A 12,430-nucleotide genomic window follows, 5' to 3' on the forward strand; every position below is an offset into this window, starting at 1 on the left:
ACCTGCCGGACGGTCGTGAACCGGGCGCGGCCGTACCTCCGGCGAGTCTAGTGATCTGCGCGGCGGCATGGCTAGTCCGCGCCCTCCGCGCCGCGGCGCGTGTCGCGGGCCCCCCGCTAGACTGGTCCGCGTGCGCTTCCTCAACACCCCCACGTCCGACCTGACCTACAACGACGTCTTCCTGGTCCCGGCCAGCTCCCGGGTCACCTCCCGCTTCGACGTCGACCTGACGCCCCGCGACGGCACGGGCGCCACGATCCCCCTGGTCGCGGCGAACATGACCGCGGTGACCGGCCGCCGCATGGTCGAGACGCTGGCCCGGCGGGGCGGTCTGGGCATCCTCCCGCAGGACATCCCGCTCGACGTCATCGCCGAGGTGACCTCCTGGGTGAAGAACCGCTCCCCGCGCTTCGAGACGCCCGTGGTGCTGGGGGCGGAGGACACGGTCCACGACGCCCTCGGCATCATGCACAAGCGCCCGCACGGCGCCGTGGTGGTGTGCGGGCCGGACCGCGCCTACCGCGGGGTGGTTCTCGCCGCGGACTGCACGGAGGTGGACCGCTTCACCCAGCTCGGCACGATCATGCGCACCGACGCCCCGGTGTTCTCGCTCGCGGAGGTCTCCGCGCGCTCCGGCGAGGACGTCCTGGCCGCCGCCTACGACCGCCTCACCCAGACGCGGGCCCACGTGGCGCCGGTGCTCGACGGCGACACCGTGGTGGGCGTGCTGACCCGCAAGGGCACCGTCCGCTCGACCATCTACACCCCCGCCCTCGACGGCGCCGGCCGGCTCCGGGTGGGCGCGGCCGTGGGCATCAACGGCGACGTCCGGGGCAAGGCGCGGGCGCTGCTGGACGCCGGCGTGGACGTGCTGGTGGTGGACACCGCCCACGGCCACCAGCGCAAGATGATCGAGGCCCTCGGCCAGGTCCGCGCGGCGGCGCCGGACGTGCCGGTCGTGGCGGGCAACGTGGTCACCGCCGACGGCGTGCAGGACCTCGTGGACGCCGGGGCGGACATCGTGAAGGTCGGCGTCGGCCCCGGGGCGATGTGCACCACCCGGATGATGACCGCCGTGGGCCGGCCCCAGTTCTCCGCGGTGCTCGAGTGCGCCGAGGCGGCCGCCGGCCTGGGCCGGCACGTGTGGGCCGACGGCGGGGTGAAGCACCCCCGCGACGTCGCCCTCGCGCTCGCGGCCGGCGCCAGCCAGGTGATGGTCGGCTCCTGGTTCGCGGGCACCCACGAGGGACCGGGCGAGCTCAACGTCGACGCCGACGGGCGCGCGTACAAGGAGAGCTTCGGGATGGCGTCCACCCGCGCCGTGCGCGAGCGCACCCGGGGCGAGGGCGCCTTCGCCCGGGCCCGCAAGGGCCTGTTCGAGGAGGGCATCTCCAGCTCCAAGATGTACCTGGACCCCGAGCGCCCCGGCGTGGAGGACCTCGTGGACCAGATCACCGCGGGCGTGCGCAGCTCCATGACCTACGCGGGGGCCACCAGCCTCGAGCAGTTCGCCGCGCGCGCGGTGGTGGGCATCCAGTCCGCCTCCGGCTACGAGGAGGGCAGGGCGCGCCCGGTCAGCTGGTCCTGAGCACGCGCCGGCGGGTCCCGCTCCGGTACCCTGGAGTCCTCATGGACTCCTTCAGTAGTTGCCGGCCCGGCCGCGGCGGCCCCCGCCGCGGCCCCCGAGCCGGCTCACCCACCGACCCCCCACCAGCCTCCGACCGCCCGGCCCCGGGCCGGCGGTCCCCCCGGGGAGGCAGCGCCTGATGGAGTGGTTGCTGCTGGCCGCGGGCCTGCTCCTGATCCTGGGCACGGGCTTCTTCGTGGCCGTGGAGTTCTCCCTCGTGGCCCTGGACCAGACCACGGTCCGCCGCGCGATCGCCGAGGGCGACCGGGCGGCCGAGCCCCTGCTGAAGTGCCTCAAGTCCCTCTCCACGCAGCTCTCCAGCTGCCAGCTGGGCATCACCCTCACCACCCTGCTCACCGGCTACACCCTGGACCTGGCGCTGCAGTCCTTCCTGCGCGAGCCGATCGCCGAGCTGACCGGCCTGTCCGTGACCGCCGCCGGCGGGGCCACCCTGGCGCTGTCCATGCTCATCTCCACGCTGCTGTCGATGCTGCTGGGGGAGCTGGTCCCGAAGAACTGGGCCATCGCGGAGGCCTTCCGGGTGGGGCGGGTCGTCGCCCGCCCGCAGCTGCTGTTCACCGCCGTGTTCAAGCCCTTCGTGCTCGCGCTCAACGGCGTCGCCAACCGGGTCCTGCACCTGTTCGGCATGGAGGCCAAGGAGGAGCTCTCCGGGGCGCGCTCGCCCGAGGAGCTGTCCTCGATGGTGCGCCGCTCCGCGAAGATGGGCACCCTCGACATCGGCACCGCCACCTTCGTGGCCAAGACCCTGACGTTCGCCGAGCGCACCGCCGCGGACGTGATGACGCCGCGCATCCGGGTGCAGATGCTCGACTCCCACGAGTCCGTGGCGGACGTCGTGGCGCTGGCCTCCCGCACCGGGCACTCCCGCTTCCCCGTCATGGACGACTCCCCGGACGACGTCCGCGGCGTGGTGCACATCAAGAAGGCCGTGGCCGTGCCGTCGGAGCGCCGGGCCGCCCTGGAGTGCGGGGCGATCATGGAGGAGGTCCTGCGCGTGCCCGAGACCGTGCACCTGGACTCGCTGCTCGTGCAGCTGCGCTCCGGCGGGCTGCAGATGGCCGTGGTCGTCGACGAGTGGGGCGGCACCGCCGGCGTCGTCACCCTCGAGGACCTCGTGGAGGAGGTGGTCGGGGAGGTCTCCGACGAGCACGACCGGCTCACCCTCGGGGCCCTGCAGTCGGCCACCGGGGAGTGGTACTTCCCCGGCCTGATGCGCCCCGACGAGGTCTCCGAGCAGATCACCGAGCTCGACATCGAGGACGGGCCCGCCTACGAGACCATGGGCGGGTTCATGATGGACCGGCTCGGGCAGATCCCGAGGCCCGGGGACGCGGTGCCCGTCAAGGGCGGCACGCTGGAGGTCGCCCGGATGGACGGCCGGCGCGTGGACCGCATCCGCTTCGTCCCGTCCGCGGACGACCAGCAGGACACCGGAGCTGCCGCGGCCGGGGAGGAGGCACGATGAGCGACTGGGCAGGCCTGGCGTGGCTGGTGGTCCTCCTGGCCGGCAACGCCTTCTTCGTGGGCGGCGAGTTCGCCGTCATGTCCGCGCGGCGCAGCCAGATCGAGCCGCTCGCCGAGGCCGGGAACAAGCGTGCGCGCACCGCGCTGTACGCGATGGAGCGGGTCTCCCTCATGCTGGCCTGCTGCCAGCTGGGCATCACGGTGTGCTCGCTGCTGATCCTCAACATCTCCGAGCCCGCCCTGCACCACATCGTCTCCGGGCCGCTGGAGCACCTGGGCGTGCCCGCCGAGGTGGCCGACGTCAGCGGGTTCCTGACGGCGCTCGTCGTGGTCACCTTCCTGCACGTGGTCTTCGGCGAGATGGTGCCCAAGAACATGTCCGTCTCGGCCGCCGACCGTGCGGTGCTGCTGCTCGCCCCGCCGCTGGTGTTCGTCTCGCGGGTGGTCAAGCCCGTGATCGCGACGCTGAACTGGTCGGCCAACCACGTCCTGAAGCTGCTGGGCATCGAGCCGAAGGACGAGGTGTCCTCGACCTTCACCCTCGACGAGCTGCAGTCCATCGTGGCGGAGTCGACGAAGGAGGGCACCGTGGCCGACCAGACCGGCCTGCTCTCCGGGGCCCTGGAGTTCTCCGCCAAGCGCACCGCCGACGTCATGGTGCCGCTGCACGAGCTCGTCACCCTGCCGGAGGACGTATCCCCGGCCGAGGTCGAGAAGGCGGTGGCCCGCACCGGCTTCTCGCGCTTCGCCCTGACCGAGGACGACGGCGTGCTCAACGGCTACCTGCACATCAAGGACGTGCTCTCCATCCCGGGCAGCCGGTACAACGAGCCCGTGCCGGTGACCCGGGTGCGGTCCCTGGCCAACCTGCGGCCCGAGATCGAGATCGACGACGCCCTCGCGGCGATGCAGCGCACCGGCTCGCACCTGGCCCGCGTGGTCGACGCGGGCGGGCGGACGCTGGGCGTGCTGTTCCTCGAGGACGTCATCGAGGAGCTCGTGGGCGAGATCCGCGACACCACGCAGGACCGCCGCCAGCGACGCGGGGACCGGGTCGACTCCTCGGAGCCGCCGCGCTGACCTGCCGGGTCGAACCGGCGGGCTGAAGCGGGGGGCTGAACCGGTGGGCTCGGCCGCCGCGCGCCGGCGGGCTCAGGCCAGGATCCGCACCGCCGCGGGGAGCACGTCCACCCGCACGGGCAGCGGGCCGAGGCGCTCCCCGTCGGCGTAGGCGGTGACGCCCGGGGCCGCCACCCGCACCGAGCGCACCCGCTCGATCCGCACGCTGGGCAGGGCGACGTGGCGGCCCGAGAACAGCCGCGGGAACAGGACCAGGAACCGCGCCCGGCCCAGGGGCGCCACGGTGAACAGCTCCAGCAGCCCGTCGTCCTCCCGGGCACCGGGCACGACGGGCAGCCCGCCGCCGATCGAGGAGGTGTTGGCGACGTTCAGGAGCACCCCCGTCCGGTCCTCCGTGCGGCACCGTCCCGCGGCGTCCTCGACCTCCAGCCGGTAGGCGACGGTGCGCAGCCGCACGATCTCCACCAGGACGGCCAGCAGGTAGGTGCCGGGCCCGGTCAGGCGCGGCCAGCGGTTGGCCCGCTCGTTGACCACGGCGTCGAAGCCGGCGCACAGGGCGGTCCCGAAGCAGCGGGTGCGCCCGTCCGGGAAGCGGACGCGGCCGACGTCGAGCCGGCGCGGGACCGGGTCGTCGAGCCGGCGCAGGATCCGTCCGGCCGCGCCCACCGGGTCCCGCAGGGGGACGGCCAGGTGACGGGCCAGGTCGTTGCCGGTGCCGCAGGGCACCACGCCCAGCGGGATCTCGACGCCCTGCTCGGCGAGCTCGACGAGCACCCCCAGGCCGGCCTGGACCATGCCGTCCCCGCCCACGACCACCAGGGCGCGGGTGGAGAGCGCGGCGGCGCGGAGCCGGTCGCGGACCAGCGCCACCAGGGTGTCGAGGTCCCCGGCGGAGAGCACCACGGCGTCGTCGCCGCCGGTGCGCAGCAGGTCCGCGGCCCGGTGGGCCTCCGCCAGGGCCCGGCCGCGGCCGGCGCGGGGGTTGACGGCGAGGACGAAGGTGCCGCGGGGCGGCGTGGGCTCAGCCATCGGCGCGCCGCGCGCTGCAGGCGGCGCACAGGCCGGTGATCTCGACCGTGTGGTCCACCTCGGTGAAGCCGTGGGCCGCGGCGGTGCGCCCGGCCCACTCCTCCACCGAGGGGGCCTCGAGCTCCACGGCGGCGCCGCAGCGGCGGCAGACCAGGTGGTGGTGGTGGTGCTCGGCCGCGCAGCGGCGGTAGATCGCCTCGCCGTCGCCGCCGCGCAGGACGTCCAGCTCCCCGAGCTCGGACATCGACTGCAGGATCCGGTAGGTCGTGGCCAGGGAGACGGACTCGCCGCGCTCCCGCAGCAGCGCGTGCAGGTCCTGCGTGGAGATGAAGTCCTCCAGGGAGGCCAGGGCCTGGCTGACGGCACGGCGCTGCCGGGTGTTGCGGACCTCACCGCCCCCGCCGGTTCGCACGCTCACGCCTCGTCCTCTCGTCGGTCTGCTCCGCCGGGCGGCCGGGTCCGGCCGCCGGCGCCCGGACGCGTCCGGGCGAGCCACCAGCTTAACAAGGGCGGGACCGGCACGCTCCCGGGCCCGTTGCCGGGGCCGGGCTAGGCTGGGCCCATGGAGCTGATCAAGTACACCCACTCGTGCGTGCGGCTCGAGAACGAGGGCCGGGCCCTGGTCGTCGACCCGGGCAACTTCTCCGGTCCGGAGGAGCTGGCCCGGGCCCTCGACGGGGTGGACGTGCTGCTCGTGACCCACGTGCACCCCGACCACCTGGACGCCGAGCCCGTGCAGGAGCACCTGCGGGCGCACCCGGAGGTCCAGGTGCACGCCCCGGCGCCCGTGGCCGCCGGGCTGCGGGAGGCGCTCGGAGAGGGGGCCTCCGTGCACGACGTCGCGCCCGAGACCGTGCTGGAGCTGGAGGGCTTCACGGTGCGGACCTTCGGCGGTCAGCACGCCCTGATCCACCCGCTGATCCACACCGTCGACAACGTGGGCTACCTGGTCAACGACACCGTCTACCACCCCGGCGACTCCTTCGTGGTCCCGCACGGGCTCGAGGCCCCGGTGCTGCTCGCCCCGATCCACGCGCCGTGGAACAAGCTCTCCGAGGTGGTCGACTTCGTCGTGGCCGTGCGCCCGCGGCAGGTCTTCCAGATCCACGACGGGCTGCTCTCGGCCAACGGCTTCCGCATCATCGAGAAGCAGCTGACGGCCTTCGCCGCCAAGTACGGCGCCGAGTACCGCCACCTGGACACCGGGGAGCGCGTGCGGCTGTAGCCGCTCCGTCCCCGTGCCGCCCCGTGCCGCCGGCCGCGTGCCGGGCGCACGGACGGCAGCACCACGGCCGCTCCCGCGGCCGGCACCCCACGGACCCGACCGCGGACACCCCGTCCGCCCGAGCAGCGAAGGAGCACCTGTGAGCACCGTCTTCACCAAGATCATCGAGGGAGAGATCCCCGGCCGCTTCGTGTGGCAGGACGAGCGCTGCGTGGCGTTCCTGTCCATCGAGCCGCTCGGGCCGGGGCACACCCTGGTGGTCCCGCGCGAGGAGTACGACCACTGGATCGACCTGCCCGAGGACCTGGCCGCCCACCTGATGGTGGTCTCCTGGAGGATCGGCCGGGCCCTCGACGCCGTGTGGCGGCCCGCGCGGGTGGGCCAGATGATCCAGGGCTTCGAGGTCCCGCACACCCACGTGCACGTGTGGCCCGCGAACTCCGTCGAGCAGTTCCAGTTCGCCAACGCGGACCGGCACCCGGACGCCGCCGCGATGGACGAGGCCGCCGCACGGATCCGGGCGGCCCTGGTCGACGCCGGGCACGGCAGCTCGGTCCCGCAGCCCTGACCGCGCGCACCGGGCCCGCCCCGGCGCGCGCGGTCAGGCCCGGGCGGCCTCCAGGGCGTCCTTGAGGGCCTTGCGGATCCGCTTCTCCGACACCGAGTGGGCGGTGCCCAGCTCCTGGGCGAACAGGGAGACCCGCAGCTCCTCGATCATCCAGGCGACCCGGCGCAGCTCCTCGGGCACCGGCGCCGAGGGCGGCAGGGAGTCCAGCGCGGCGTCGTAGTCGTCCTCGAGCTTCTGCACCGCGAGCATGTGCACCGTGTCCCGCTGCAGGTGGCCCGCGAGCTTCTCCAGCCGCACCTCCATGGCCCGCACGTAGCGGGGCAGGTTCTGGAGCTGGTCGTAGCCGGTGGCGGCCACGAACCCGGGGTGCACCAGGTGCTCCAGCTGCGCCTTGACGTCGTTGAGCGAGTTCACCGCGGCGAGGGAGGGCGCCCGCTTCAGCTGCTTGCGGATCCGCGCGGCCCCGGAGAGCACCTGCTCCACCAGCGCGGTGACCTGGAAGACCGTGTCGATGAGCTCGGCCCGCACGTGCTCGTGCAGGGTGTCGTACTCCGCGCGCGTGAACGGCGGCTCGGGCGGGGTGAGCTTGTCGATCGCCGCGACCGTGCAGTCGGCGATGAGCTCGGCCACGGACCCGTGCGGGTTCTGCGTGAAGACGAGCTTCTCCTTATTGTTGAGGTGCTCGAGCACGTACCGCTCGGGGGAGGGGATGCGCAGCAGCAGCAGGGTGATCACCCCGCGGCGCTGGGCGGCCCGCTGCTCCGCGGCCGAGGACAGGATGCGCACCGCCACGGTGGCGTCCCGGCCCGGGGCCCGCCGGCCCGGCTGCCGGGCCGCGCCCTCCCGCGCCCGCTCGGGGACGAGGGCCGGCCAGCCGGTGATCCGCTGGCCCGCCACGGTCGTCTCCACGCTGCGCGGCAGGTCCGGCTCCGGCCACGCGGTCAGGCCCGTGCGCTCGAGGGCCGGCGCCGCCGGGGCGTCCGCCCGGGGCGGGGCGGGGGCGGGCCCGCCCGCACCGCGCGGGGACCCGGACCGCCCGGGCCCCGACCGGCCGGGGCCGGCCGAGGGGACCGCGCCGAGGGACTCGGCCAGGGCCGCCCGGATCTCGTCGTGCAGCCCGGCCTTGAGCTGCTCCAGGTCCTGGCCCTCGCCGAGCACCCGGTTGCGGCGGTCCCGCACCTCGAAGCGCATCCGCAGGTGCGCCGGGACCGCGTCCCAGTTCCAGGACCCGGGGGGCACCACGTGGCCCTTGAGCCGGCGCAGCACGAGCTCCAGGGAGGGCTCGAGGGCGTCGACGGCGGGGTCGAAGTCCTCCTGCAGCATCCGCACGGCCTGGCGGGCGACGTCCGGGGCGGGCACGAAGCTGCGCCGCACGGCCTTGGGCAGGGACCTGATGAGGGCGGTCACCAGCTCCGTGCGGAGGCCGGGGATCTGCCACTCGAACGGCGCGGGGTCGAGCTGGTTGAGGAACAGCACGGGCACCCGCACGGTCACGCCGTCGGCCTGGTCCGCGCCGGGGGCGAACTCGTAGACGAGGTCCAGCACGAGCTCCCCGTCGGGGGTCCGGCGCACCCACTGCCGCGGGTACAGCGACTCGTCGTAGTCGCGGGCGTCCTCGGCGATCAGGTCCTCGGGGTCGAGGTCGAGCAGGTGCTCGTCCTGGTGCCGGGCCTTCTTCCACCAGGCGTCGAAGTGCCGGGCCGAGACCACCGACGCCGGGACCCGGGCGTCGTAGAACGCGAACAGGGCCTCGTCCTCGACGCGCAGGTCCTTGCGGCGCAGCCGGTTCTCGAGCTCCTCGACCTCCGCCAGGCGCTTGCGGTTGCGCGCCCAGAACCGGTGCCGGGTCTGCCAGTCGCCCTCGACCAGCGCGTGGCGGATGAACAGCTCGCGCGCCAGCTCCGGGTCCACCCGCCAGAAGTTGATCCGGCGCTGGGCCACCACGGGGACGCCGTAGAGCGTGACCTTCTCGTAGGCCATCACGGAGCCCTGGGCGCGGGACCAGTGCGGCTCCGAGACGCTGCGCTTGACCAGGTGCGGGGCCAGCTCCTCGGCCCACAGGGGGTCGATCGCCGCGTTGACGCGGGCCCACAGCCGCGAGGTCTCCACCAGCTCCGCGGACATGATCCAGTCCGGGGACTTCTTGAACAGGTTGGAGCCGGGGAAGACGGCGAACCGGGAGCCGCGCGCGCCCTGGTACTCGCGCTTGCGCTCGTCCTTGAGCCCGATGTGGCTGAGCAGGCCGGCGAGCAGCGAGACGTGGATCTCCCGCTCCTTCCCGGCCGGGTCCACCTCCCGGCCCTTGCCGACCCGGATGCCGACCTGCTGGCCCATCTGGCGCAGCTGGGCGTAGAGGTCCTGCCACTCGCGGATCCGCAGGAAGTTCAGGAACTCCCGCTGGCACAGCTTGCGGAAACGGGTCGAGGAGAGCTCCTCCTGCTGCTCCTGGACGTAGCGCCACAGCAGCAGCCAGCTGGTGAAGTCGGAGTTCTCGTCGAAGAAGCGCTTGTGCAGCTCGTCGGCCTGCTGCCGCTTCTCCAGGGGACGCTCCCGGGGGTCCTGCACGGTCAGCGCCGCCGCGAGCACCATGACCTCCCGGGCGCAGCCCCGCCGGTCCGCCTCCACGATCATCCGGCCCAGCCGGGGGTCCACCGGCAGCTGCGCCAGCTGGCGCCCCACCGCGGTCAGCGGGCCGCCGCCGTCCTCGTCCCGGCGCTCGCGCGGGGCGCCGCCCGGGGCCCCGCCCCGCGGCTCCTTGAGCGCGCCGAGCTCCCGCAGCAGCGCCACGCCGTCCTTGACGGCCCGCGACTCCGGCGGCTCCACGAAGGGGAAGCGCTCGATGTCCCCGGGCTCCTTGACGACCCCCACCGAGGTCATCTGCAGGATCACGGACGCGAGGCTGGTGCGCAGGATCTCGGGGTCGGTGAACTCCGGGCGGGAGAGGTAGTCCTCCTCCGCGTAGAGCCGGATGCAGATGCCGTCCGAGACGCGCCCGCAGCGGCCCGCCCGCTGGTTCGCGGAGGCCTGCGAGATGCGCTCGATCGGCAGCCGCTGCACCTTGGTGCGCGCCGAGTACCGGGAGATGCGGGCGGTGCCGGGGTCGATGACGTACTTGATGCCCGGGACGGTCAGGGACGTCTCGGCCACGTTGGTGGCCAGCACGATCCGCCGCCGGCCGGAGGGGGCGAACACCCGGTGCTGCTCGGCCATGGACAGCCGGCCGAACAGGGGGAGGACCTCGGCGTCGGACATCCCGCGGATCCGCTTGAGCGCGGCCTGCAGCGCCTCCTGGGCGTCGCGGATCTCGCGCTCGCCGGCGAAGAAGATCAGGATGTCCCCGGGCGGCTCGTGCGAGAGCTCCTCGACCGCGTCGCACACCGCGTCGATCGGGTCCCGGTCCTCGTCCTCCAGGCCGTCGCCGGCGTCCTCGCCGTCCGGCCCGCCGTCCCCGGACCGCGGCTCGGACAGCGGGCGCCAGCGGATCTCCACGGGGTAGGTGCGCCCGGAGACCTCGATGACCGGCGCCGGCTCGGGCTCCCCGCCGGCGTCCGGCCCGGCCGCGCCGGGGGACTCCGGGGCGAAGTGCCGGGCGAAGCGCTCCGGGTCGATCGTGGCCGAGGTGATGATGACCTTGAGGTCGGGGCGCCGGGGCAGGATCCGCCGCAGGTAGCCCAGCAGGAAGTCGATGTTCAGGGAGCGCTCGTGGGCCTCGTCGATGATGATCGTCGAGTACCGGCGCAGCAGCCGGTCGTGCTGGATCTCGGCGAGCAGGATGCCGTCGGTCATCAGCTTGATCCGGGAGTCCGCGCCCACCTCGGAGGTGAAGCGCACCTGGTAGCCGACGGTCCCGCCGATCTTCTCGCCCAGCTCCGAGGCGATCCGCTCGGCCACGGAGCGCGCGGCGATCCGCCGCGGCTGGGTGTGCCCGATCAGCCCCTGCTCGCCCAGGCCGAGCTCGAGGCACATCTTCGGGATCTGCGTGGTCTTCCCGGAGCCGGTCTCGCCGGCGATCACGACCACCTGGTGCTCGGAGATCGCGCGCTTGATGTCCTCCCGGCGCGCGGAGACCGGGAGGTCCTCGGGGTAGACGACGGTGCGGGGGCGGCTGAGGGATGCTGGCATGACCCCCCGATCCTACCGGCGACGGGCCCCGGACAGGGCCCGGCCGCGGTGGACGATCGGGGCCCGGCGGTCCGCCGGCGAAGGCGTTCTGTCATCATTTGTGAGCTGCCTCTCATTTCTCGACCGAACGGCAGGTAATATCCCTGACATCACCCGTTCCAGAAAGGACACACCATGCAGCGACTGTTCCCGCTGACGGCGGCCCTCGCCTCCTCCGCCCTCCTCCTCACGGCCTGCGGCGGCTCCGACGGCTCGGGCGCCGCCGGCTCCGGGGAGTCGGGCGCGGCCGTCGAGGACGCCACCGTCGGGATCAGCCAGTTCGTGGAGCACCCCTCCCTCGACGCCGCCCGCGAGGGCTTCCTCGCCGCGCTGGAGGAGGGTGGCTACACGGAGGGGGAGAACCTCACCGTCGACTTCCAGAACGCCTCCGGGGACCAGGGCACCTCCACCAGCATCGCCTCGAACCTCGCGGGCTCCGACGCCGACCTCGTCCTGGCCGTCGCGACGCCCTCGGCCCAGGGCGTGGCCCAGGCCGTCACCGACCGGCCCGTGCTCTTCACCGCCGTGACCGACCCGGTCGAGGCGGGCCTCGTGGAGTCCCTGGAGAACCCGGGGGGCAACGTCACGGGCACCACCGACATGAACCCCGTCGCCGAGCAGATCGCGCTGATCAAGCAGCTCGACCCCGAGGCGAAGTCCGTGGGCATCATCTACAGCTCGGGCGAGACCAACTCGCAGGTCCAGGTGGAGATGGCCAAGGAGGCCGCCGCCGAGGAGGGCCTGGAGGTCGTCGAGAAGGCCGTCACCAACACCTCCGAGGTCGCCCAGGCCGCAGAGTCCTTCGACACGGACGCGATCTACGTGCCCACCGACAACAAGGTGGTCTCCGGCCTGGAGGCGGTCATCTCCGCCGCCGAGGCCAAGCAGATCCCTCTGATCGCGGGCGAGGGCGACTCCGTGGAGCGCGGCGCCCTCATCACCAAGGGCATCGACTACGAGCAGCTCGGGCGCCAGACCGGGGAGATGGCCGTGCGCATCCTCGCCGAGGGCGCCGACCCGGCCACCATGCCGGTGGAGTCCCAGGAGGAGACCGAGCTGGTCATCAACATGCAGGCCGCCGAGCGGATGGGCGTGGAGGTCCCGCAGGAGCTGCAGGACTCCGCCGCGCAGGTCATCGAGTAGGCCGCGCCCGGCGCCCGGTGACCCCGGGCGCCGGCCCGCCCGGGCCCACCCCACCACAGCCGGGGCGCCCCGCCCGATCGGCGGCGGCGCCCCGTGTCCCACCAATCAGAAC

Annotated in this window: 9 protein-coding genes; 6 read left to right on the top strand and 3 right to left on the bottom strand. The window is 73.8% G+C overall.

All coding sequences use genetic code 11. The annotated features are described in order from the left end of the window. Nucleotides 1-130 precede the first annotated feature (130 nt). The 3 genes from guaB1 (at nt 131) to GMA12_RS00945 (ending at nt 4,192) form a co-directional block, all read left to right on the top strand. Nucleotides 131-1,588 carry a GMP reductase gene (gene guaB1 / locus GMA12_RS00935; protein WP_162459304.1) on the top strand — a complete coding sequence of 486 codons (1,458 nt, stop codon included), beginning with the start codon at nt 131-133 and terminating at the stop codon, nt 1,586-1,588. Between the two features lie 178 nt (nt 1,589-1,766). Then, entirely contained in the window at nt 1,767-3,113 is a 1,347-nt protein-coding gene (locus GMA12_RS00940) for a hemolysin family protein (protein ID WP_156266330.1), read from the top strand. Beyond that, on the top strand, nt 3,110-4,192 hold the full coding sequence (locus tag GMA12_RS00945) for a hemolysin family protein (protein ID WP_156266332.1): 1,083 nt from the start codon (nt 3,110-3,112) through the stop codon (nt 4,190-4,192). Before GMA12_RS00940 ends, GMA12_RS00945 begins: the two co-directional genes overlap by 4 nt. Before the next feature lie 72 nt (nt 4,193-4,264). On the opposite strand, the gene GMA12_RS00950 is transcribed toward GMA12_RS00945, so the two are convergent. After that, nucleotides 4,265-5,221 (bottom strand): diacylglycerol kinase family protein, encoded by a 957-nt coding sequence (locus GMA12_RS00950; protein WP_156266334.1) that lies wholly within the window; start codon nt 5,219-5,221, stop codon nt 4,265-4,267. Next, the gene (locus tag GMA12_RS00955; RefSeq protein WP_162459305.1) at nt 5,214-5,639 is read right to left on the bottom strand and encodes a Fur family transcriptional regulator; all 426 of its coding nucleotides are present in this window, start codon (nt 5,637-5,639) and stop codon (nt 5,214-5,216) included. Before GMA12_RS00955 ends, GMA12_RS00950 begins: the two co-directional genes overlap by 8 nt. A 144-nt stretch (nt 5,640-5,783) precedes the next feature. On the opposite strand from GMA12_RS00955, the gene GMA12_RS00960 reads away from it, so the two are divergent. Continuing rightward, nucleotides 5,784-6,446: an MBL fold metallo-hydrolase gene (locus GMA12_RS00960; RefSeq protein WP_156266336.1), complete on the top strand. Its 663-nt coding sequence runs from the start codon at nt 5,784-5,786 to the stop codon at nt 6,444-6,446. A gap of 139 nt (nt 6,447-6,585) precedes the next feature. Beyond that, nucleotides 6,586-7,014, top strand: a complete 429-nt coding sequence (locus GMA12_RS00965) for an HIT family protein (protein ID WP_162459306.1) — start codon at nt 6,586-6,588, stop codon at nt 7,012-7,014. A 33-nt stretch (nt 7,015-7,047) separates the two neighbouring features. On the opposite strand, the gene hrpA is transcribed toward GMA12_RS00965, so the two are convergent. Then, nucleotides 7,048-11,136 carry an ATP-dependent RNA helicase HrpA gene (hrpA, locus tag GMA12_RS00970; RefSeq protein ID WP_156266338.1) on the bottom strand — a complete coding sequence of 1,363 codons (4,089 nt, stop codon included), beginning with the start codon at nt 11,134-11,136 and terminating at the stop codon, nt 7,048-7,050. Nucleotides 11,137-11,310: 174 nt separating this feature from the next. Here hrpA and GMA12_RS00975 point away from each other — a divergent pair, with 174 nt between their 5' ends. After that, on the top strand, nt 11,311-12,318 hold the full coding sequence (locus tag GMA12_RS00975) for an ABC transporter substrate-binding protein (RefSeq protein WP_156266340.1): 1,008 nt from the start codon (nt 11,311-11,313) through the stop codon (nt 12,316-12,318). Nucleotides 12,319-12,430 lie beyond the last annotated feature (112 nt).

Origin of the sequence: Kocuria sediminis (assembly GCF_009735315.1) — a bacterium.
GTDB lineage: Bacteria > Actinomycetota > Actinomycetes > Actinomycetales > Micrococcaceae > Kocuria > Kocuria turfanensis.

Excerpts from the sequence above, each read along its gene's own strand:
- GMA12_RS00940 (WP_156266330.1), top strand. The coding sequence starts at position 1,767 with ATGGAGTGGTTGCTGCTGGCCGCGGGCCTGCTCCTGATCCTGGGCACG.
- GMA12_RS00945 (WP_156266332.1), top strand. The coding sequence starts at position 3,110 with ATGAGCGACTGGGCAGGCCTGGCGTGGCTGGTGGTCCTCCTGGCCGGC.
- GMA12_RS00950 (WP_156266334.1), bottom strand. The coding sequence starts at position 5,221 with ATGGCTGAGCCCACGCCGCCCCGCGGCACCTTCGTCCTCGCCGTCAAC.
- GMA12_RS00960 (WP_156266336.1), top strand. The coding sequence starts at position 5,784 with ATGGAGCTGATCAAGTACACCCACTCGTGCGTGCGGCTCGAGAACGAG.
- hrpA (WP_156266338.1), bottom strand. The coding sequence starts at position 11,136 with ATGCCAGCATCCCTCAGCCGCCCCCGCACCGTCGTCTACCCCGAGGAC.
- GMA12_RS00975 (WP_156266340.1), top strand. The coding sequence starts at position 11,311 with ATGCAGCGACTGTTCCCGCTGACGGCGGCCCTCGCCTCCTCCGCCCTC.